The 23707-nt window shown below is 59.7% G+C and carries 12 protein-coding genes and 1 pseudogene; 6 read left to right on the top strand and 7 right to left on the bottom strand.

All coding sequences use genetic code 11. From position 1 onward, the window contains the following. Positions 1–24: 24 nt before the first annotated feature. The 6 genes from NKJ80_RS26335 to NKJ80_RS26310 form a co-directional block, all read right to left on the bottom strand. Positions 25–1203 carry a trypsin-like serine peptidase gene (locus NKJ80_RS26335; protein ID WP_023672411.1) on the bottom strand — a complete coding sequence of 393 codons (1179 nt, stop codon included), beginning with the start codon at positions 1201–1203 and terminating at the stop codon, positions 25–27. Beyond that, positions 1200–5042, bottom strand: a complete 3843-nt coding sequence (locus NKJ80_RS26330) for a DNA/RNA non-specific endonuclease (RefSeq protein ID WP_352498588.1) — start codon at positions 5040–5042, stop codon at positions 1200–1202. The genes NKJ80_RS26335 and NKJ80_RS26330 overlap by 4 nt, the downstream gene beginning before the upstream one ends. 118 nt (positions 5043–5160) lie before the next feature. Continuing rightward, a complete protein-coding gene (locus tag NKJ80_RS26325; RefSeq protein ID WP_031214812.1) occupies positions 5161–6003 on the bottom strand; it encodes a matrixin family metalloprotease in 843 nt (280 codons plus the stop codon). 268 nt (positions 6004–6271) lie between these two features. Further along, positions 6272–7207 (bottom strand): hypothetical protein, encoded by a 936-nt coding sequence (locus NKJ80_RS26320; protein WP_352498587.1) that lies wholly within the window; start codon positions 7205–7207, stop codon positions 6272–6274. A gap of 179 nt (positions 7208–7386) precedes the next feature. Next, entirely contained in the window at positions 7387–8304 is a 918-nt protein-coding gene (locus tag NKJ80_RS26315; protein WP_023669242.1) for a DUF3616 domain-containing protein, read from the bottom strand. Positions 8305–8340: 36 nt separating this feature from the next. Then, complete coding sequence (locus NKJ80_RS26310; RefSeq protein ID WP_050588523.1) at positions 8341–10413, bottom strand: N-acetylmuramoyl-L-alanine amidase; 2073 nt, start codon at positions 10411–10413, stop codon at positions 8341–8343. A 360-nt stretch (positions 10414–10773) separates the two neighbouring features. Between NKJ80_RS26310 and NKJ80_RS26305 the strand changes: the two genes are divergently transcribed. The 6 genes and pseudogenes from NKJ80_RS26305 to NKJ80_RS31515 form a co-directional block, all read left to right on the top strand. Then, positions 10774–12402 (top strand): AfsR/SARP family transcriptional regulator, encoded by a 1629-nt coding sequence (locus NKJ80_RS26305; protein ID WP_156936420.1) that lies wholly within the window; start codon positions 10774–10776, stop codon positions 12400–12402. 230 nt (positions 12403–12632) lie between these two features. Next, positions 12633–13955: a DegT/DnrJ/EryC1/StrS family aminotransferase gene (locus NKJ80_RS26300; protein ID WP_023827285.1), complete on the top strand. Its 1323-nt coding sequence runs from the start codon at positions 12633–12635 to the stop codon at positions 13953–13955. Between the two features lie 241 nt (positions 13956–14196). Continuing rightward, entirely contained in the window at positions 14197–15546 is a 1350-nt protein-coding gene (locus NKJ80_RS26295) for a hypothetical protein (protein WP_352498586.1), read from the top strand. A gap of 181 nt (positions 15547–15727) precedes the next feature. Then, entirely contained in the window at positions 15728–16759 is a 1032-nt protein-coding gene (locus tag NKJ80_RS26290) for an exonuclease/endonuclease/phosphatase family protein (RefSeq protein WP_156936421.1), read from the top strand. 100 nt (positions 16760–16859) lie between these two features. Then, positions 16860–17489 (top strand): hypothetical protein, encoded by a 630-nt coding sequence (locus NKJ80_RS26285; protein ID WP_155922515.1) that lies wholly within the window; start codon positions 16860–16862, stop codon positions 17487–17489. A gap of 314 nt (positions 17490–17803) precedes the next feature. Next, positions 17804–17992: pseudogene (locus NKJ80_RS31515) on the top strand (ATP-binding protein); the annotation flags it as partial. A gap of 444 nt (positions 17993–18436) precedes the next feature. On the opposite strand, the gene NKJ80_RS26275 reads toward NKJ80_RS31515, so the two are convergent. Continuing rightward, positions 18437–23242, bottom strand: coding sequence for an HNH endonuclease (locus tag NKJ80_RS26275; protein WP_352498585.1), 4806 nt, complete (start codon positions 23240–23242; stop codon positions 18437–18439). Between the last annotated feature and the right edge of the window lie 465 nt (positions 23243–23707).

Genomic DNA, 23707 nt, shown 5'->3' with positions numbered 1-23707 from the left:
GTCTCGGGGCAAGACGCTGGCTTTTCATGGCCGCGGCAGCAGATTGCCCAGTTCGGGGTGGTTCACGATATCATCCGCCGGGATGGCGCGGTTGCCGGACTTGGAGTCTCCCCAGTAGTGCAGCGCGCGGACGTCCGGCGCGGCAAAGCCGACGACGGCGGCCCCCGAATAGCCGCCGACCGTGGAGGCGTCGTGGACGATGTGCGTCTGTTCCGGGGCTACCGGGTCCATCAACTCGCCGAAACTCACGCGCTTACGCTCGTCCGGGCGGCCGAATACCGCCATGATGTCGTCGGGCACGCTCTCCAGATAGCCGGGGTGGCCGACGATATATAGTCGGTCGATGTCGAACACATCGGCGCGTGATACGGCAAGGGGAGACGGGCCGGCGCCATGCACACATTCGACGCGCAGCAGCGCGGCGTCGACAGGATCGGAATCGGAGGCCACAAACGGCACGTCCATTATCCGGTAGAGGATCTGCCTTGCCGCACCGTTGTCGAAGGCGAAGTCGAGCAGCACCTCGTAGTCACCCTTCATGCGGGCCTTGTTCGTGCCAGGGAAACGCCGCGCGATGCGTACGCCACCGTCAGGCGGGAACAGGACGTGGCGGTTGGTCAGTGCCAGATCAGGGCCGATCAGGAATGCCGTTCCCTGGACCCAGGGAGGCCGGTTGGCAATGAGCCGGTCGGTGACCCGCACTGCAGCGGTTGCCGACGTGACCGTCCAAAGGTTCTTGAAGTGCTCATCGGCGAGCAGTTTCCACAGACCGGCCTCCGGGTAGACGCCAATGTCCTCCAACCCCTCCGACAGCACCCTGACCGCAGGGCGGCCGCGCACATGGACCACCGCCTCCAGAGCGATCGCCTCGGCTTGGTTGAGTGCTCCGTTGGACGCTACGTCGAGTTTCAGAAGCGCCCGGTTGGCGCTGGCGACGATGGTACGGGCGATCCCTTCCGCCTCCGCGGGGCCGATAGGTCGGCCTTCCTGGACACGCGAGGCCATCAGTCGCCTGGCGATGGCTAGGACGTCGCGGTCAGCGGGACCGCCGCTGGACGCGCCACCCGACTCCGCGCCAGTGCTTTCGAGACTACCCATCGGTTTCGCCACACCGCCTGCCTCAAGCTGGCCCGGGGCGCGCCCAAGGATCTTGTGTACGCGGCTCGCTGTATGCTCAAGCCGCAGCGTGTCGATATCGCTCATGGCCGCCCTCCCGTGGCGGTGGTGCGTGTCAGAGACGGCCCCAATTGTGTCCGCAAGCCCCTGGAGATCCGCGCCGGTGGCATGGCTTCCAGACTGCCCTCGCGGGCACGCGCCATGCGGGCACGGTCGAGCCCCATGCAGGCAAGCTCCAGCAAGCCCTGATTGTCGCTAAACAGCGGGGCCACCGCCTCGAGCTGGCTGAAGGCTCCGGTCTCCGCCAGCAGATCCCGCACCTGATCCGTCGTCGAGCGAGCACCGGCCGCTTCGGGTGCCCCCGCGAAGTCGGGCGCGCGGCGCAGCAGCGCTTCGGCGTTGACGATCCCTGCCCCATACTCGTCCGTGTCGAAGCCGGGTGGTACGTGGGCGCTTCGTTGCACTGTCGCCTTGAACACAGACTGCAACTTCGTTCCGGGCCTGAGGTTCTGAACAAGCTGGTTGCGCCCATGGTGGGCAAGCCAGCACGCGGCGACGCCAGCCAGGTGAGCGACCGCGTACGATGTTCCCTCGCCGCCGCCCACCTTGCCGGCATTGGTCGGATCGCGCGCGTCAGCGCGCAGCACAAGTTCTGCTGGGCCGGAGATATCCACGGCCTGGCCGTGGCTCGAGCCTTTCCAGGGCAGCATCTTCTCATTGATGCCGCCAACCGCCACGACCTCGTCATAGCGCGCCGGCCAGACGACCGTCCCGACGCAGTTGCCGGCTGCTGCGAGGACGATGATGTTGGCGTCCACCGCCTTACGGACCGCGGCTTGCAATGCCGAACCAAAAAGCCCGCCCAGGCTCATGGTGATCACATGCGCGCCCTGCAGCCTGGCATGGTTGATCGCCTGGGCCACGCGGCTCTGGTCGATAACGACGACGGAGGTGATGGCGCGGATCGGTATCAGGGTGGCCTCCGGCGCGCTGCCGCTCATCGCGCCAGCCTCGGGACTGGCAACCACGCTGCCAGTCGAGGTGCCGTGGCCAATGTTGCCAGAGCCCTTCATCGGATCGACGGGCGGTTTGCCGGGCTCGATGAAATTGGCCGAGCGCTTGTCCTTGTCGACTTTCGTGGGCATTTCCGTGTGGGTTGGCACCACACCGGTGTCCGGCTGGAACACGAGGATGCCCTTGCCGCCGCGCGGGCGCCCCTGCGCCTGCGAGAATGCCCAGGCCTGGCGAACATTGGTCTTGTTGATTGCCCAGTCCGGGTCCAGCGGAGCGTCGTCCTTCTCGTCCACCCAACACCAGAAGGCAAAATTCGCGCTCTCGGCGGTGCCGTCCGCCGGCGGCGCCGCGCCGACGGCGAAATAGTTGGTCGACAGGTCCGGCTCCACCGTTTCGCTGCCGAGCAGATGGTTGAGGTGGCGAGCGACGTCGAACAGGTCCGAGCGATCAGTGGCGACCACGCCTGGGATGGTGATGAGACGGAAACGGTCGAGCTGAGGATCGGCATCGAACAGCGGCCCGACCTCGACATCGAGGTTGAGCGCTCGGCTGACCTCAGCGCGAATAGTGCTGTCGGTCATCGGGGTCGACAGGGTGACGACGAGCCGAATATCGTCGGCGGAGGGCTTTTGGCTTTTCTGCACGTCGCCCCAGAAGGCCACAATATCGGCGATGTCGGCGCCGGCCGGCGGAGGCGGCGCGGCCGGACCTTCGCCGGCCGCCAGCCCGGCGGCGACCCCGGCCGACGCCATGATGCCGGCGCCCTCGGCGGTGGTGAACTGGTCCGCATCACGGATCTTGCGGGCGAAATCGACCCCTGCGAGTTGCTCGATTTCGGCGATCGGGCGCATGTACTTGACCCACTTGTCGGGCACCACCAACTCGGTGTCGACGCCCGACAGGTCCTGTTCCAGTGTGAAGCCGTAGCTCTGCAGCCGGCCCTCGGTGCTGGCGACAATCAGCTTCCAGAACTTTCGAGGGATCTTGATCGCGATCTCGCCCTCCGTGTCGACGCCGCGAAAGATCGGATCGTCCCCGGCGAGAACAGGTCCGCCGAAGACGGCCAGGTTCTCGGTTCGCGCGCTCTTCAGCACCAGGTTCTCAAGCGCGCCCCAATTGTCGGCCTCCTCGTCGGGCCGATTGAAACGGGCTGTCTGCGGGGAGCAGTTGGTGACATGAAACGTGTCGCCATTGGCGTTCTGCATCTCGGCGTAGGTGTCGCCCCAGGCGACGTCCTCCCGCCGCACGATATGACCCTTGTCGAAGGCCTTGCGGTCCTTGTTGTAGAACTTGTCCGGCAATTGCTCGGTGTCGAGGATTCGCCCATCGCCGAACCATTTCTCGCTATCGTCCTTGCCCATGCCGCCGAGGCCCTTGCGGCCATAGTCCGCTTGTGGCCGATTGCCCGGCCTCTTCCTGGCGGGATCGGCGCTGACATTTGCCGCCGCGAAAAGGGCCAGCCGTCGCGCCTTGTGCATAACCACTGAGAAGTGATGGTAGGAGATTTCGTGGCTGCCATCCGCCATGCGGACCAGTTCGTTCGGGCGTCGCGGCTTCGGCATGGGGACGGAGACCCCAAGGAATGTCGGATTATAGCCTTTGCGTGTCGAATAGTCGGTCTCGTGCACCGGCTCGACGGCGCGCTCGACGATAACCGTCGCGGTAGCGTTGGATTGTTGCGTGGTCACGGACGCGGCACCGAGTTGCGCCTGGCCGAGGCGGACCGTGATTTCGAGCGGTATGGTGATGCGCGTTTCTTCGCCATTCGCGGCCATTGCACGTCCTCCTGAGCCAGATGATGGGGATGCGTCCGCGGCGATAGGCCCAGTCGTGATGTCGACGGGCTCGGGCCGAGCCGAGCCGGTGGACACTTGGCGCCAGGCGTCGTCCCATGCGGTCGCCCTGCGCGTGACCGGGCCTGCGAAGGTCACGCCCGTGTCGATGACGCGCCCGTCGGCGGCCAGGGCGCCCGCGGGAACGCAATAGTTTGCGACGGCGTAACGCCCACCGAAGTGGAGACCGAGCACATCGCCGGTCTCAAGATCGAGCACGCACGACCCCGAATTGCCGCCGAGCGTGGAACTGTCATGGAGGGCAGCGTCGACGACGCGGTTGTAGTAGGTGTCGACGGCTGCGATCTCGCGTATCTTTCCGGGTTGAAGGCGCTTGATGCCGTAGACCCCCGCGAACACATCGTTCTGGATGTCGGCGGGGTTGCGAATGTCGAAGGTCGGATAGCCGATCACGGCGACTTCCTTGCCCGTCATCGCGCCGGGATCGAGGGTTGAGAGACGCAGATGCTGGCGGATCGCGGGTAGACCTTCGACCTCAAGGAGGGCCATGTCCCAATGGGGGTGGATCATAGCAACCCGCAACACCTGCAGATAGGCCGTCGCTGGGAGACCGCGCTCCTTCAGGAAATCGATGCCTGCTTCGAGCCCCTGAATGAAATTCAGACCCGACGTCCCGAGGCCCTCCGCGAATGTCTCCGCGACATGCCGGTTGGTCATGAGCAGTCGGGGTCCGACCACGAAGCCGGTGCCGCCATAAGGCAGCGTGGGGTGATTTGGCAGTTCAATCCGGCCGATGCCGGGGAACTTCGCCTTCAGTCGGTCGCGGAGTTCCGGCTTGTTCAGATGCAGCCAATCGGGGTGTCGTGTGCTGAAGTCGCCGCCCACAATGTCAATGGCGGGTCGCTTCGCCGGCAAGATGACCGCTTCAAGATGGTAGCGTTCACGGGGATCGAGCATTTCGCCACGGTCCAGCTTCTGAAGTGTGGTGCGGGTCAGAGTTTCAGCCGCCCCCGCGCTTTCCGGCCCAGAAGCACCGGGCATCATTTCTTCGATCGTTTTGGACGCCGTCGTCTTCGTGAGGAATTCGCGCAGCTGATTTTGCGATGCAAAGGAAGTCATGACCGATTCGATGCCTCTTGCGTCAATTTCCAGTGCAGAACTATCTGAGTTCAGAATATGGGTGGTTTGCCGACGGTTTGGGTCTGCACTGGCGAAACCCGCTCCGCTGTCGCGAATCTCAAGCCCCGGGCAATGGCGCGACAACGGTCCGCGTTGCCGCAAGCGCCAGCGCGCTTTCGGTGGCCGCGCCGCTCGCATGAAATGGCTTTACAATTCTGATCGGTGTCCCATTGATCTCCGTCAACAGGCCGTTCCACACCATCTGATAAAGGCGCTTGAGATCGAATGTGTCCTGGGAGGTTAGCTTACTGTCGTTGCCGTAATTCATTATGCTGAATTTCTTATGCTCCCCGAAAATCTCGGCAGGCCAGTCGGTTTCGCTGATCAATGCAAAAAAATGTCTCAAGCCAAATATGTGGCCGATCTCATGGATAAGCGTTTCGACCTGTTCTTCCGAAGGCTGTTCGAACATACGCGGATAAAGCGTTAGCTTGTGACGCCCTGCGTCTGGGAAAAACGCACTGGCCAGGACGCACCCATTGTCATCGCAATCGTCCGTCGATCTCATGACGACTTCGAAGTCCCAGGAATCGTCGCGCTTGGCAAATTTGACGGGAGCCGAGTCGCCCCACTTTAAGATGGCTTGGCCGAGCAGTTCTTCTACAGCCGCTTTCGCCGCGGCCTGATTTTCAAACACTGCGAAGGAATTGTCACGGAAACGCCAGCGCAGTGTGGTGCCCTTGGCCCACAGCGGAATAAAGCCCTCGGACGCATCGACCACAATTTCTAGCGGCGTGCGTCCGTGTGGCGTTGTGTGCCCCCTCTTTTCCGTGTCGCAACGCACACCCTCTCTAATAATGTGGGCGTCTTTGACTTGCGCCTTTTTCGTTCTCGTCAGTTTGAACGGATTGGCGTTACCAGCTTGTTTGGACGCCGTAGTCTTCGCGTGTGAACGTGCCATCGACCTATCCTCCAATACGTTCGGTGCATGCGCATTGTTTGCGCTGACGTCAGTTTTACGCATCTTACACATTACGGCAGTTAGAAATTATAATATATGTCATACTTGTTTGTATGATACAACAGTATATTATGATAAAAACAGTATCTATGCGACTCAACACAAGACCTTTGGCAGTTCGATCAAGCTGATCTGTGCTGCCAGAAATAACTTACGTGTGTCGCGGTGACGAGAAACACCTGCCGCTGCAGGCGACCTTCTTGTTTGCCTATCCAGCTTTCACCGAGACGTGTATGTGGGACGAGTCCTCAAAGAAAACCCAGTCGCAACCCGCATCCACCGCCAGGCGAGCTAGCCTGCCGAGCTTTGCACCGTCGACCGGATTGGTCGTGAGGTCGGCGGCCCTGCCTTCGTAATGGAGCGAGGCGTCGGCATGTTCATTGTCCTCATCCCAAGCCTCCGTAACCCGCAGCTTGGCGCCGGGCCATTCCGACGCAACCACATTGGCAAGGGAATCCAGTTTGCTCTTGAGGCGGGGCGTCATCATGCGATCCGCGCCGGTGTTTTCCTCGTCCTTGAATACGATCTTGGCGTTTGTATTCGTGACAAGACCGGCGAATTCGGGATCGGTGCGTGTAATTTTTTTAGTGATCGGACCGCAGGTCACCACTTCCGATGCGTTGGGGACCTTTTGACCCTGCGATAGGTCGCCAGTGGCAAATGTCGCAGGACCGCCGCCTACCCGTCTATCGGATGAAGGCCTGATGCCGAAATATGCGTACGCCGCTGATACTGCCAGGCCAAGCCAGGTGGAGCCGATATCGGAAAGGGTCGAACTGGCCTTTGGGTAGAGCATGACGCCGACAACGAGTGCGGCCAAGCCAGTTGCGATCCATGCCAGAAGGTAGAGCACAACAACGGTATTGGTCGCGTAGACGGCGGCTTTGGATTCCGGCGCGAAGGAACCAACGGTGGGCGCATTTCCTGGTTCGGTAACCGTCAGGTGGGCAATGACCAATGCAGAGACCAAGCCGCCTACGGTGGTGACGACATACTTGAAGCCGTCTCCAAATAACGGAGATGCCGGCTCGCATACCGGCATGGACCGACAATTTTCGACGACCAACGAAATCACATAAAACGTCGAAAACGAAAACAGGCATAGAAGAAGTACTGCGATAACACTGCCGAAGAATGCAGTCATCGGAGAGTTCATACCCTTAGCTCCAGGTTACATCGTAAGTGTTTCTGCGATTGGCGGTGAGACGCTGACGACACACCTGCCGCTTTTCATTTGCTGTCAGCTCACGGTACTCGGCGGCTAGGCCCCGCAGCCGCATCTAGTTGATCGCCTCGATCCGAGTTCGTAGTTCTCGCTGCCGCTCAGAGGGGAACGTCAATGCTGGAGAAGCCGCGCTGATCTGAAGGGGGATCCTCCTCCTCGACTTCCGCACAACGGTCTCCATCGTCACTGATAATCTGGAGCGCGCGTCCGTCCTGGAGCACCATGGCAACTTCCGGATCAAGACCGGAGAGATTCGGTTGTGTCTCCCAAGCCACCGCTTTGTGCTCGGGCTCCCCATCCCACCAGTAGAGCGCGTAATCGACGGCTGCCGCGTCACTGGCCTTGCCAGCAACGATCAAATAGCGATCCCCAACCCGTTCCAGGCTGCGAATGCCGCGCCCATCCAGGTCGAGCATCGCCGTATCGCCGAATTCAGCCAGACTGTCTTTCGCGGCGAGCACCAGGTCGGCGTTCTTCAGCTTCACAACCGCCGCCTTGCCGTCGACGAGATTACGAAACCCGAACAGCAAGCCTCCATCGGGTGCGGCGGCGAGACCCTCGATGTTGATGCGACCGTCGGATGATCCTGAAAGCTTCACCAGCTGCGGCTTCAGATCCTCGCGCAAGACCCCCGTCGGTTCGAGCGTCGTGCCGCCGTTGCCCTGCACAATCCGGGTCGCGAAGATCACCTTTCTCTTTTTGTCGCTACCGCCCGAGCTATTGGACTGGGAGGCAGTCCAATAGACCGTGTCGCCTCTCGCAGTGGCGCCCTCGAGATCAGACTTCTCGTACCCGGTGAATGTCGTAAGATCCACGGAAGCAGAGATGGTGGGTGATCCGCGCTCATAAATCCGGATCACATTCGACTCGTCGCTTGCGACGGCGAACCTTGATGGGCCGATAAACGCTCCGCCGGAGGGCTCGCAAATCCCACTGTATCGCTGCAGGTCGGCCGTCGATCCGGCCGCTGCGGCTCCGCAAAAGAAAACGATAGCGATGCCGACGCTCCTGTTCATAGCTGCCTCCTTGCTGCCGTCTGTCGAACCCGCCGGCTAGACAATCCCGATTTCAATCAAAAGCGCGCAGGCATCGCCGTACCATTTTGCCGCCCGGTCGAGATGATCGCCATAAGTGCGCAGACCCCACGGACTATGCGCGCTGCTGTAAAGTCCGCCGGCGTTGAACGCGGCTGCCACGAAGATCGGATCAATGCCGCTCTTGTCGAGCCGGATCCGTATTTCTGCAGCGCCAAGATCAAGATTGGTCGCAAAGTCATACAGCGGATGACTGTCCGGTTTGGGGTGGGGTTTGGCCGGATACACCGGTGCGACCGCAAAAGGATCGTAGTTGAGGCCGAACGCCGTGCCTTTCGAGCGGATGACCCAGCGCGCCGTCGTGCCGAGCGATTGCACGGGGCCCGCCGAATAGTCCCCAAGCGTCGGCGGATTGACGTCATCGTTCTCGACATGCGCCTCCCAGCGAAATGTCTTCGGGCCTGTGAACTTGTCGGCTTTGTAGATGTGCGTCTCGGTCGCCACCGTCATCAAGAGCAGCGCCGGCGGTATGCCGTGTTTGGCGCTCGCGGCAAGCAGCTCCGAGCCCATGTATTGCATGATCTTCCTTATCGTATCGAGACTTTGCTCCGAACGCTGTTGCTCGACGGTGCCGTTCTCGCGGGTGGCAAGGCCACGCGCGTCGTACCGCCATTCCCTTGTTCCGTTGCCGAAAGGATGCCAATCCTTCTCATCCATTGGCGGGACGGCCGTCGGCGCGAAAGCAATCGAGGGCGCGCTGACAGTCTGCATGCGGTCCGATCTTGCAACATTGAGGGCAGTCGTGGCGTGATCGGCATCGAGCCGCACGGCAGATACAGCGAGGTCAAGAAGAAGCTGGCTTGGATTGCGCAGCCGGCTCGGGCGGGGGTTGGCCTTCGGCCAGGAATAGTTTTTGGTCGTGCCGCTCGAATAAGTTTCAAAATGCAGCATGTTCAATCGGCCGACAGTGCCGATCCGCTGCCCGGCGTTCACCCGGTCGCCGACGCTCAGGCCGAGCGATGCGAGCGAGTTGGGCGAGACTTCGCCGTAGTTGACCACATATCCATCGTGCTGCACCAGGAGCGCGTTGGTGTTTTCATAGAAGGGGTAGAAATTTGCGATTCTGCCGTCTTCAACGGCGACGATCGCGTCTCCTTCGGAACAATAGAGATCGATCGCGCAGTGATAGCGGGCGCCGCCGCTTCGATCGGCAAGGAAGCGACGTGAGGCGTTGGCACCCGAAGCGCCTCCGCCGACCAGTCGCGTGTTGACTTCCAAGGCGCGCGGATGGCGCGTCACAACAGGCCAATAGACTGTGCTTGCTGTGGACGCGGCGAACGCAATCGGGTCCCCAGTCGGGATCGGCAGGGCCTGCTCGGCAGCGGTGCCGGCGTCGGCATGCGCTGCAAAGTGATGATCGATGGACCTGAGCGCGTCGTCCATGGCCTCTGGAGCTAGCTTGCTCGCGGCTCCCGCCTTTGCCGCTGCGACAAAGGTGACGTCGGGCATTGCGCGCCTGCGCGATCCCCTGCTGTAGAAGGCGACGCGGTCGAGGAACGTTTGCCAGCCATCTGGCCGCCCGCGCAGGACGCTGGGGCAGTTTTTGCCGGTCCAGTCATGATGCTGGCGCAGGCCCTCGGGCACGGTGATGCCGAGCTGCATGCCCAGAAACACGCAAAGCCGTGCCGCCCGGTCGTATGCGGCTGCTTCATTCATGCCGCGATGCATGCAGATCTCGATGCCAATGCTGGATGCATTGGCGGCAGCATGGGCGTGCCAGCCCATCTCGTTGACCGGGAGATGCTGGTAGATCTCGTTGTCGTCCACCGTGAAGTGCCACGATACCTTGCGCGCGACTGCGTCGCTGCCGCGAATGTATCGATTGTGCGCGTCGGCATCGGCGCCCGGACCGGGGTTGTCGGTGTTGTGAATGGTAATAGTGGTCGGCCGTATCCGTGTGCCAGGCCGCGTCGGGAAACCCGGTGGCAAGAGGTCGACAATGATGCCCAGCGGATCGGCGGATGCCGCGCTGGTTGCCCGGTGCGAGCCGGTATTCGATCTGACCTTTGTTTTCGGTGCCTGGGTATCCAACGCATCCTCCTTCGATGGGCAATTCAATCGTTCGAACGATCTCACCAAATCGGCTTTGCAAAATTGTTCGTTCGAGATGCTCGCAATCCTAGATCAGGAAAAAAATCGCGGGCGTGAAAACACCGTGAAATACATCGATGCGAGCTTAAGGGGTGAATGGAGCCGCTATTGTGCGTGTGTCAGCTCACGCTTACCCAGCAACTCTTGCCGAACGGACTTCGCTCCCTTCAGCAGCAGGATTTTGCTTTTCCCCACGAGGATCAGCAAGGACGCATGAACATTTGCTTCTTCTAATGGATAGCGGGACGCAGAAAATTGCAGTAAGTAAATATGGGCACAGAATACTTCTGCAGGGCGGACATGCTAAAGCTAAATGCTCTCGGCAGGCTTACCCTCACCGATGAGGGGGGGCGTGATTTCGCGCCACAAGGTAGCAAGGCGCGCGGCGCGATTGCTCTTTTGGCCGTCGCGCCTGGTCACACCCGCACGCGGGCATGGCTGCAGCAGCGCCTGTGGAGCGACCGGGCCGCGGAACAAGCGGCAGGCAGTTTGCGGGCGGCCCTTAGTGAGATACGCCGCGCGTTGGGGCCGCACGGCCAACTGCTGGTGGCCTCGCGCCATGCCGTGACTCTAGACCCAGCGAGCTTCAAGGTCGTGTATGAAGCGTCTGCCGACATGAGGCGGGCAGGCACGGTCGAGGCCTTTGAAGACGTCGACGTGCACGACCATGAATTCGAACATGTTATCCGCGACGTGCGCAGCCATGTCCTCGAGAGATGGATGCAGCAGCGTAGGGCAGCGCCGCGCCGAAGACGCATCGTGCTGGTGCGTAGCGATGCACGAGGAGCGCCAGCGGCCGATGTCGGCGCACGATTGTTGCAGAATCGGATTCTGAGCGCATTGCGGCAGATGGACGATTTGGAGATCATGAGTGCGGACGGGGACGGCGGCGCGGATGATCTCGATGCACCCGCAGGCCAACCGCAGGCGATGCTCTTGATCCGGGTGCTTTCCGTTGCGGTTGGTGGTGACGTTTTCCTGTCCTGCGAAATTCAGAATGGAAGACGGCTGTGGTCCGACAATGCAAGCGTACCTGGCGCCATCGGCGCGATGCACGAGTCGGTCGACTTGGACAGGCTTGCGCTCAACACAGTCGAACGGGTTTGCGAAGCTTTTGCCGAATCGGCATCGATTGATGGAGCGGATGCTTGCGCATCTGTCCTGGCGCACCAGGCGCGGAACCTGTTTTTTCGTCTTGACAAGAAAAGCCTCGTTGCTGCTGACAGCCTGTTCAAGCGCGCCTTTGAGATAGAGCCGCGCGGCCGGTACCTGGTGTGGCGGGGCTTCTTGCGCAATGCCGCATTCTTTCAACATCGAACGATGTCATTCCTGGACAACGTTGCGCCGGTCACCGAGCTCGCTGCGGAGGCGCTCCGCCACTCGCCCGACGATGCCGTTGTCCAGACAATCAGTTCGCAGATTGAATATATTCACCAAGGCAATCTGCGGACCCCGCTCGTGATGGCGCAGCGCGGCGTCGAGCGCGATCCGACGGACCCGTTGGGATGGGCGCTGCTCTCCAACGCCCTGAGCACAAACGGCAAGTTGGAAGAAGGATACCAGACAGCCCGGCGTGCTCTGGAACTTACAAAGCACAGTCCCTATCAGTTCTATTTCGAGCATTTCGCTTGCATGGCCGCAACCGCTCTGGCTGACTACGATCAGGCGCTGCTGCACGCCAGAACGGCGCTTCGCTTCCGCCCGGATTTTGTCTCGACACGGCGTTATGAGGTGGCCTTGCAGCTGCGCCGCGTTGAAGTGCCCCAGCTTCGCCAAGCTGTTAAGGCTCTGCGAGAGCAGGAGCCCGACTTTGCTCCAGCGGCGCTGCTTGATCCGGCCTATCCGGTCAACACGCTGCGGCGGCTGCCGATCATGGCAGCAATAGAAAAGAAGGCTGCGGGCCGGGCCGATGACTGGCTGGAAGCGTAGCTGGCCCATCCGCTAGCGACGCGGTCTGGCGTCCTACCGCCGTTGCGTGAAATCGTCGTGAATTCGTCCCCGACGGCCTGAAGAGCCCCAGCGCCCACTATCCTTTTTTTCCTGAAGCGCATTTACTCGAAGAAAGCTTCAATCGCGTTCAGCTAGGAGGCCTTGTTGCCTGGGTGGACAAACAAACTGCCCGAACGTCGCGATCGCCTCGGGCGTGAAGAAATCGACGCATGTCGCGCACGACAACCCGCGACCAGAAAGGACAGCCTGTGACCGCACCTGAGCGACGCAGATTTGACAGTGCCGAGCGGCAACTGCTTGACGCCGCGTTGGCAGGGCAGGAACTATGGCCCTATACCAGCAGCGGCGATCCAAAGCGGAATTTCTGGAACGAGGCCCGTGAGGCTTTGGAAAACTACTATAGCGACACGAGCGGCGAGCGTCTCCGCGCCGTCCCGGCGGGATCTGGCACCGCCGCCATCCACGTCGCGCTTGGCGGCCTCCAAATTCCCGCCGGAACGGAGGTTATCGTTCCACCAATCACCGACATGGGAACTGTCATGCCGGTGATCTTTCAGAACGCGATTCCCGTGTTCGCCGATCTTGATCCGAATACCGGATTGCTGACGGCCGAAACGATCGCGCGCGTCGCTACCAGTCGCACTTCGGCGGTCATTGTCGTGCACCTGGGGGGCTCGCCTGCAGATATGGATCCGATTCTTGATTTCTGTCGGCAACACAATATCAAAGTGATCGAAGATGCTGCGCAGGCTCAGGGGGCCAGCTATAAAGGACGTCCCGCGGGAACGCGAGGCGATGCTGGCTGCTTCAGCCTCAACTCCCAAAAACACATCACGTGTGGCGAGGGCGGCTTTGTCCTCGTAAGGAGCGAGGATGATTTCCTGCGGTGCCTCAACTTCTCCGACAAGCACCGCAACCGGACCGGCGTCACGGATCCCAATAGCGAGCACTACATATACAACGGGTCAGGTGTGAATTACCGGATGAGCGACCTGGAGTTCGCCATGCTCCTGGCGCAGCTTCCCAAATTGGCTAAAGTAGCGGCTCGCTTTACAGCCGTTGGCCAACGGCTTGATGAGAGGCTGTCAAAGATCCCCGGTGTGCGGCCGCAGCAACACCACGGCAAAGCGATCTCCAGCTATTTCTTTCAAATGTTTCGCTTGGAGCCGGATCTTGTAGCGCGCCGGGAAGATGTGCTGAAGGCAATGCGCGCCGCTGCGACTTCGGTCGGCATGGGCGTCGGTAAATCCTACGGCGATGAGACCCTTTATCGGACTGGGGTGTTCAGGAACCGAAACTTTTTCGACACTTTCGGACAACCCAACAACGAAACTCCAATCTGGCCGGCCGAGCTGGTTGCCCGACAAATCTTTCCGGATATCCCCGAGACTGTCTTTGACTATAAGCAGACACACTGCCCGGAAGCTGAAAGGTGGATCGAAAGCTCGTTGCAGATAGTGTTCCACGACGGCCATGAACCACATCACGCCGACATCGTTGCTGATGCAATTGAGACCGTACTGTCTATCTAACACGGATCGCCCAGAAAATGGACAGTGGGACGGGGTATCGTCGAAGGCGAGAGCGATCCCCTGAGGTAGAACACCGTCGCCCGAAGCAACGGGTTGCCAGACCTTATGCCTGACGACACTGAGGGACCTTGCGGTATTAAAATAACGATCACTGCAGGTATAACATAATCTGGCAGACCGGTGACTACACCAATGGGGGACGCGGATGCGTGTCTGTGCAAATGCTATAACGCTGATTTGGATGTTGCTCGGCATCTTTGCTATTGCGCCTCGGCCGGCTCACGCCGCCTGCGACGTTGCGGAGAACGCCTCGCTCGATACGGCGGCGAGTATCCTCTTCAAGTGCTCAAGCACTATGGCTCTTTCTGGTCTGCCTGCCGGGGAGAAGGAGTTCGTTGCCAATTTTTCCTTTCCGAAGACCCTCCCAGCCGTGGAGACTCCATGGCGTGGGATCGACTTTCGAGTACAGCCTGAGCGTTACCTTCGCACTCTTCTTGCCTATGGGCTGAAGGATAATGTCTCTATTGACTGGAGGATCGAGAAAGGATCGCAAAGTTGGTGCCACGCGCCGTGGTTTCAGGATATTCGCGAGCGCATTCACGGTATGACCCGCGAGCGAGGATCGCGCCTCTTCGAACTCTCGGAGCATCAACGCTCTCGCGCCGAAAACTGGGCAATTGGGTTCTACAACGGGGTTGGATGCTATGGGCTCGGTCAGGTTTGGGGGGACCCCGCGCGACCGAAGACCAAGGCCATGGTGTTCCCGCCCAACACATTTGCAATCAAGCTGCTCTTCACCACCGCGCCGGTTTCGCGGGTGCCATATCTAACCGGGTCGAAAATATGGAACGCCGCCATTGGCGAAGGCGGCTCCGTGCAGGAAATGCGCCTTTTGCAGGTGGATGTTGCGGTGAAGGATCCAGCGGCTGGCGCCCTGACAGGTTGGGTTTTTGGCACGTTCATGTACGACGCCTATGCACCTGGTGACGATGTCTGGTCAAAGCTCGTTCCCGTGGGACTGTTGTGGGGAAACGACCCTGAACTGACTGCCAAGAAGTATCAGGAAGATGGAGGCACCGTGCAGGAGAGCTGGGTCAATCCCACGGTAGCTGCCCGGTTTTTCTCGCTGCCTCGGCACCATCTTGGACTGTTTGGGCGCCTCAATGGACCCGTCGACAACTTCAAGTCTGCATGCCTTGCCTGCCATGCGCGTGCCCTCGATTGGGGTCGGGGAATTCCGCCTGAAGGCCCTGTTTTTGATGAAATGAATGGCCTTTTGCCGTTCACCATCAATCCTTACGATGAACAGGCGCTGAGACATTATTTCAAGAATCGCGCACCCACAGAACCATTCGTCGCCGAGACCCAGTCGCTCGACTATTCACTCCAGCTTGCGGGTGGCATTTTCAATTTTCGCCGTTGGGTGGATCTAAAGTTTTCATCCCAGGCCGCGGAAACGCGCGATGTTGCCCCTTACATTTTTGAAGCAGAAAAGAGCGGCAACGCCGAAGCAGCACTGTCCAGGATACTGCCGCCGACACAAGACAGGTCCCACGTGGGTCCTTCGCCGTTTTCCCGCGACGAACCATGAAGAACGCTTACCCAACTTGCCGGTGTGAGGTCTCCCACCGCAGGGTGAGCACCTAGTGGAGGAACGACGTTGATGCGTGCAATTGTGACTTTCGCTTGGCTTTGTGCGTGGACGGGCTGTTGTCTTTGCACAGTCGACCACAATTGTATCCTGGAACATAGGTCGTGGGTTGGAGGAGTCCATGCTTGGCCGGCAAGCTGACTTCGCGGGCCTGGATGCTGAATTGTCACCCGATGTGGTCGTAATGGTCGAGGTGATCGGGCGAACTGGCGCCGAAATCGTTGCCAATCACTTAGGGTGGTCAAACTATCACGTGGCGGTATCCGACCTATCGGTTCCAAATACAGCAGCCCACGAGGGCCTGGAGGTCGCGGTTATCTCCAAGATTCCGATGATCCGCGTCACAGAGTACGATGTGAAACTCGACGGGCGGACGCATGAGGTCTTTGGAAGCTTCGGCGGACTGCAAGTGGCGGAAGAACTTCTAACTTCGAGCGGTCTTTCGCAGGTCCAGCCAACAGGAGGCAACGACCGCGGTACCCTGCGCGTGGATCTGGCGAACGGCCTTACGATCTTTCCTGTGCATCTGAAGAGCAATATCAACAATGCATGCTCCGACGCGACGGACGCAAACCGGGCATTGGAAAATATGGCCATCGATGTTCCAGCCAAGCTCATCACAGCGATAGCACAAGGCTTTGCCCGTCAAGTAGATGCCGATAAACGCAACGCGGCCGAGCGAGAACGCGTGATCGCCGCGGTGAAGGTCGTCGCCGACAAAGCGACCGCAGAAGGCCGCACAACGATCATCGCCGGCGACTTCAATACGAGTCTTGAACAGGGCAAAGCAGGGTCCGCTTTCGCGGACTGCAATCTCCAGCCGTTTGAATGCAAGAAAGCGCCCTTTCCCGCCGCAGCCTGCGTCGCCGGCGACGGGTTCGACGATACTTTCGCAATCCTGACGACACCCCTCATCGGTGCAAGCGCGTTTGCGTTGCTTACACAGGGGCTGGGTCGCACTTACAAGGACACCGCTTTTGCCGACGCTGCAATCGATCACATGGCTGTGCCGGCTGGCGATCAAGCCGATTTCAAAGCGCCGACGCTTGGTTGCAACGCCGGCGTCGACCTGGCGCAGACCGATTGGGCGGCGAAAGCTTGTCAGTTGCACGGGTCCGATCACTTCGCAGTCGTGACCACCTACGACCCATAAACGGTTTTGGCGGATCCTGAGCAATCACTCATCGAAAAGGCGCGCAGCCACCCGCCAAAACGCAGCGTGTTGCACCTGCTAACTTAAAGGAGAGGGAACCGTGACACTTCAAGCTGCAGATTTCTCAGAAGACCGCTGCATGGCATGCCGGCTCAAAATCGAACACGGCGCCGAAAAGTGTCCTCACTGTGGCACATCTCAAAAGAAGAGCTGGTGGGGCAATCTTGGGAACGCGTCAACGGTCTTGGCTATAATCACCGGTTTGGCGTCAATCGCCACATTTCTGGTCGTCGGACTTCCGGCACTAACCAAACAAGTGACGGAAAATCGTGCCATTGTGGCTGCCAGCTTTGTGGGCGGAGGGTCCAGCCCGGGGGAGGCCGGGTATGTTGAAATCTTGTTCGTGAACTACGGGCTCAGGTCGGCGATCGTTTTCAAGCGGTACCCGTGTTATTCCTATACCGAAGATGACAAGCAGGTAGTGGACAGCTCGGGTCAATCATATCCAGAGATATTTATTACGACCGCAGACAATACGACCGTCGACGGCCAATCCACGAAGATCATCCGCTTTGACTCCCAGGGCGGGCTTCCTCTCCCGGAAGGCTCCCAGCAGAATGTCAAAATCACCTATCAGCTCTGCGATTTACAATTCGTCGACATATCCGATGTCCCAAAACCGGGCGCAGAGCCACGCATTCAACGCTTGCAAGTGAAGGTGCCGGTATAATGTCAGTGCTGATTTCGCAGACGTTGCGCAAGAATATGCTGACGAGGAAGGACGTCCCGGTGTTGCCGAGATATTCAGCTGCTGCCCGTCGTTCTGCAGGCGGCTCATTTCTCACCTAAGTGTCAGTGCCTCGACGCGCAAGAGCGCACGGTCTGGAGTGTCGGGTTTGCTCTGAGACGTCGAGAAGGATCAGCGCTAAGATATGCCAAGCATCATCACAAGCGGGTTCGCTTCTTCTCGACGGTCGAGCTGGTCAATGCGCTGGAACAGCAGAAGGCACAGGGACGATCGGGCCAGATCGCCAATAGCCCAGCGAGTGGGCCAGTGTCTTCGGCGATGCCAAGATGACAACCGCGCTACTCGACGGGCTGACCCATCATTGCCACATCCGCGAAACCGGAAACGACAGCTTCCGATTCAAAAACAGCTCTGCCCACGAGCCTAAAAAAGCGAAGGAGAAAGCCAGAACCTTGACCCTCAATCCCGAACCGAAACATACATGAAAGGCGGGTCAAATCTCGGTGGAAACGCCGGGTCAGTTCTCAGTGAAAATCAACACCATAGTCATACGGAGGCAGGCACCGAAGCGCCCCCGACCATCGAAAGACTGGGGCAGCTTGTCGAACGCGCCAAGGCAATTATCACCAAAGCAAAATCTGATAAGTGGAAGGACTAGAGATTTTGATGCAGTACACTCAGCAGTCAAGGTCGCCTTCTCATGCGTTCTCCACGACGTGAATGGCAGCTTTGCGCCCAATTTCGGCCGTTCAGGTCTGTAGCGTCGTCTCCTGAAAGCCGACTTCGTTCATGAAGACATCGGAGACTTCGTTGAGGATCAAATCGGGCGTCCATCCAATCGCTTCCGTGCTTCGTGAGCGGACCTCCCTGTAGGTGCCCGCGCGGTATCTTCGCGCTAAGGGATGGGACGCAGCTGTCGGCACTGCCGCCTAAGACGAGGTCGCCCGTCGCGCCGCGCGTCGGCGGGCGGCCCGGTTGCGGCGAGGCAGCCGCTGGCGTTGCGGAGCCTGGTTTCTGAACCTGTTGTCGATCTGCTCAAGCGTTTCCTTGACCGTGTAAGCCTGGATTTCGACCAGCTGCTCGAAAAGCTCCAGCCCTACCTCGCGGGTATCATCGCCAATGCGGTGAAGCGTAATCGCAAGGTCAACCAGCTCGGAAGCGGAGCCCGCTATCCCTGTCTGGATGTCCCCGAGTTCGTCACGCCAGGTCTCGATCAGTCTCCTGGCGATCTTCGCCACGAGGAGAGCGCAATGGGGGAGAAGTGTCTGGAGGCGATCCACGACGAACGTCGCGTTGATTTTCGGAGCGCCTTCAAGGTTGGCCTCAATGGCAGTGAGCAACGCGACCCAGCTCGGATCGGGCGTGATCTCGTCTACGAGCCGGAACACGTCGAAAAGGTTGTTCCAGGCAACGCCGCTTATCTGGGGGATTACGCGAACGAGTAGCTCAGACGCGCGCTCCCGACACTCAAGATCCGGAAACAGGTTGACGGCGGCATTGATGGCTCCAAGCCGTGTCGAGTCCGTACCCGGTCCAAAGACGACCTGCTCCAGCAATGGCTTCGTCCAGGGCAGCTTCGGTTGCAGGAACGCAATCAAGGGCGTCAGCTCACCTGCAAGCTGCTCGAAATACTCGTCGCCGGAGGCGGCCCACTTCTCCAGGTAAGAACGCACGAAACCGGCATGCCTCCAGTGAAGGTAGGCGAACAGAATGGCAAGCTCGGTAGTCCTCAGCAGAGCCGGGTAGCGTTTGAAGACGGTGTCCAGGAGCCCCTCAAGCTCTTCCCTATTGGTCGGCTTAAGGTAGCGTAACCAATGAAGGATGGCCCTCCATACCCGATCGTCTTCTCCGCGCTCGCTGGCGCGTGTCAGTACGGCCAGGACGCGGTCGTGCTGCCCTGCCAGCAGCAGGGCATGGACTAGAACATCCAGCTTGGGAAAGCTTCCAGCGGGAAGTGTAAAGGCGGAGCCCATTCCCCAGAGGATGCTTTGCTCCCGCCTTCCTGCGTCCTTCTCGCTGGCCTTCTCCTCTCCCGTGTCGAGGAGTTCTTGATCCTGATCGTCGCTCCGATCTTCCTTAGGCTGCGCTGTAGCGGTGTCTGGAGCGGCAGGCTCATTGAGCCACTTCTCAATGATGTCGAGGGTTTCCGGTGAGACCGCAATCTCCCGGCGGACCAATCGGCTGACGGCCTCGGACGCCGAGTTCTGAAACTCATCGCCGGTGAATCCACGCCCGTCGAGTTCGGCCATGAGATTCATCACAAGCTGAGGATCACCCGCTTCGGCGATGGCCTCCAGCGCGTAGCCTGCTGCGCGGGTCCCAAAGCTCGGCTCGAACTTGCGTATGAGCGTAGCGGCCCGCTGGGGGTCGGTCTTTGCAAACTCCGCGAAGGCCCGCGACAGCTGTATGTTGCCGCCCTCCATCATGCGGTTGGGATGGTCCCACTCATACTTGTCCGGCAACTGGCGGAAAGCGTTGAGAACTTCGTCGTTCTGCGCCTTTGCGAGCTGCTCCGCCGAAATGGGCGAACCTATCCACGACGGCCCATAATGCCGTATTCCCTCGTCCGAACCGGGGAAGCGGCGGCGTTCTTCCATCACAAGGCGGCGGGTCGCTCCCGGCAAGCGTTCGGAAGGCAGTGCCGATAAGAGGCCCAGCTTTATGCGACGAACCCTGTCGCTGAAAAGTTTGCGGCCTTTGACGTCCAGATCGGGATAAGCTGTCGGTGCGTAAGCGTTGACGGCGGCGATAAAGGCTTCGACATCCGCGTCGGACCAGTGAAGGCTCGCCTCCGCGATGAGGCGCTTTGTTGTCCCAGAAGGGTCTTCGTGGTTTCCGAGCCTAAATCGTCTCGGATCGCCCTGAAGGAAACGATACGCGACTTGCGCATACTGATCCGGGTAGAGCGATAGTACATGCGCGAACAGCCGCTGGGCAGGATTGAATTCATCTCCTTCATGCTCTGACAGCCATTGAAGAAAGTTCTTTTCGTCGTTGAGGGCAAGGGTCTCCAACGCAACGCGAATGGCGCTGAGTATGGGGGGGTCAGAACGCCCTTGACTCCGCTCTTCCTCTTCGAATTTGAAATCGAGCGTGTGCTGCAGCGGATAGGAGAGGCTGTGTTCCTCGCTGTCAAGATCGCGAAGCGCGACCATCGCTTCGGTCAGCCAAGGCCACAGGGCTCCAAGGAACAGCGCGGGATTTTCCTTTCCAAGTGCCTCCAGGGTGTCCCAGGCTTTCGCCTGCTCGACGACACTTTTGATCGGCTCTCTGGGAGACGAGGATATGCGCGAAGTCCAGGAGCCGTCGCCGTCCTCTTTGGGAGCGGACGCTATCCTTCTGGCCGACTCCTGTTTTGCCGACTGAAGCTCCTGGTCGAGCTTTGCGAGCAGAAGCTGAACCGCAACCTCCGGCTGGCTTACGCCGATTGTGGAGATAATAAATTCGAGGCTATGCGCGTGCATTGCGGTACGCGCAATCAGCGCCCTCGCCATCTCGACCATGCCCGGCGTCCACACCCGCGCCTGACCCAGGGCAGCCCAGGTGAAGCCATCCCAGCCCGGCAACGCCGACCAGTTCTCGGCGATCAGCCTCTCGACCTCGCGGGCAGCAAATACCCAAGCGCGATTGAGAACGCCCAGAGCCAGGGTGGCTTCCTTGTCGTCGTTCATCGCACGGACAATCTCAGTGTGTTTGTACCGCTCAAACCATCCGTGACTTCCTGCCATTGCCATGAAAGCCGTTGGTCGCCTGTCCGACGCAAGCGCTTCGTCGAACAGGCGTGCCTCCACGCCGTCCGGCGTCGGCTGCTGACCGAGGAATTCAACGAGAAGTGTCCGGAGATGAAGCCGCAAATCCTGGGTATGGAAGAGCGATTGCATCTCCACGCCGTAGGCAGTCGGATCAACCTCCCTAAGATAGGTCAGGGCGGACCACAATTTCGGCCGCACGAACAGCGAAGTCTGCCGGGCGATTGTGAACTCCGATAGCCGTCCTTGGCTGCGGGTGAAGGATCGTGCGAGGGCATGTTCGAACATGGTCTGGTGGGAAAAGCCTATCTTGCTTCCGGCCTGGCCCAGGTCTGAGAGCATTCCCGCCCTCACGAGATAGGTTATGTCCTCCGAGTCCTGGTCAAATCGCGCGGCGGGGAGCCACAGGATTTCCTTCTCCGCCATCTGGTCTGCGATGTCGGTGACGAGCTTCGCAAGCCGCGACCCGCTGGGCTGCCTCGTTATCGTCTCCGCCCACATCTGGTCCAGCATGAGCTGGTACTTGCGGAAGGGCTCGCTGCTCCTCTCCTCCAGCTTCAGGAACGTTTTCAGCGCCTGGGGCGACCGTAGAACTTCCTGCGCGTCGGCAGGCCAGCCTGCGGGTTCGAATCCATGGCGCTCCAGCACAGGAACGACCTCGGACCAGGGCGGCAGGTCCAAGTGAATTGTTTCGGCCGTGATGGTCTTGAGACGGACGTCGTGCTCGTACTCGAACTCGCGAGCCGACAGGACAACGTGCACGTTTGTCAGGCCGCTGACGCGCCGGACCAGGCCCAGCAGTACACTCAGCCGCCCAGTCTTTATGTCCGTGTAGCCTGCGAGCGCATCGAGCTGGTCGATCATAAGAACGACCGGTCGCAACTGACTTATCCGCCAGAGCATCGCGCTGGGACGAATGGTAAGTCCAAGCCACTCGGCGAGATCGTCTTCGGTTTCGATTGCCGAGTCGAGCAGGTCGGCCTTGATGGCCAGAACCCTGATGCCATCCTTTATGAGCGCGTTGGCTACTTCGGCGAGCAGCGCTGACTTGCCGGAACCCGGAAGCCCAAGGACGGCCTGCGTCGTGGTCTCCTGCCCCGCGATAGTCTCGAGAATCTGGTCCTTCTCCGGGCGGCTGAAGTGGGTACCGTCCGGAAGTGTCTGCGACCACTCGAGCAGGTCGCGCGGGACACGGCCTAGTTCGTCGTCCCTCATCTGCACTTGCCGGAAGGACTGCTCGTCTACAACACTTGTTAGAACAGCGTTGTGCTCCTGGAGCAGCAACGCCTTTGTTTCGGGTGTGTCGATCTTTGCCTTGTCGTCGCTAGTCGCGCGAATGAGCATCAGGAAAGAACCGCGCTCGGTCGAGACAAGTTCGATCCCGGCATTGCCGGTTATGTGCCTGAGAGATTCGATGATCGCGTCCACCTTCTGAACGTGGAAGTCGTCCGCATCGCCTTCGAAATTCAGAACAATGACGCGCGTCTGAACCTTCTTCACCTTTGGAAGGGCGAGTGCTTCACCCGGCTCAGCGGTCGATACCTCGCTCTCGCGTTTTCGAATGGCGCGCTCGGCATTTCTTCTCTCAACCTCCGGCTCCCAGTTCGCCTTGTTGTACCTCAGCATCTCCGGCGTGATCGAAAGCGTGAGCTGTGTGGGCGAACGATGCGCTTGGTCGTGGCAGGTCGGGCAGAGGACAATCAGATTGTCGTAGCTGTTGTCCTGTGAGGTCGAATATTCCTCGATGTGATGAACGATGAAGGACTGACCTTTGTCGCCCTTGCAGCAGTTGCAGAGGTAGTTGCTGTTTTCGAGAAGCGAGAGCAGTAACGCCTCATCAATTGGCTGACGTACTACGGCGGCCTTGAGTGCCTTGGCTTCCTCCCCCGTGAAGCCTTTGTCTTTGATGTCCTTCTGACTGGCTGTCCTGACTTTCGTGATCGTAAGCCCAGCCGTCACCGCGCGTTGTCCCAGCTCCTGTGACACGCCGTATTGCAGAAACTTGACTAGATTCGTCTCAAGCCTTGGGGCCACAAAACCTCTCAGCGGGGTGCGCCAGATACGCTCTGCAAGTGGGCAAAAAACAGGGATTGCAGCTTATGTAACAGACCTAGGTGCGGGAATACGGTGAGAGCCAATGTATCGGAGTTATCCCGCGAATTGTGTAGTGCCGGGGAGTGCAGATCGGCAACGCTGCACCGCCCAATCGTTGATAGGCGCTATGCAGCGGGGCTAATCTCATAAGCTACTTGCATTTCTGATCGATCTGAGACCCGCCGCGAGCAAAACTTGAATGTCTGCTATTCGTTAAATCGTCGCCCGAACCTACCGGTCTGCAAGCGGCCCAAAGGCTGCCGGACCGCAATGCGCCTTCACTTCGGCCATTCGATCTCATCCGCCTGCGTCTTGAAAGCTGACCTCAGCTTCTTAAATGGTTGGGACTGGTGACGA

It is taken from the genome of Mesorhizobium sp. M0030 (genome assembly GCF_040323695.1).
GTDB lineage: Bacteria > Pseudomonadota > Alphaproteobacteria > Rhizobiales > Rhizobiaceae > Mesorhizobium.
This window is presented reverse-complemented; position numbering and strand designations above follow the sequence as displayed.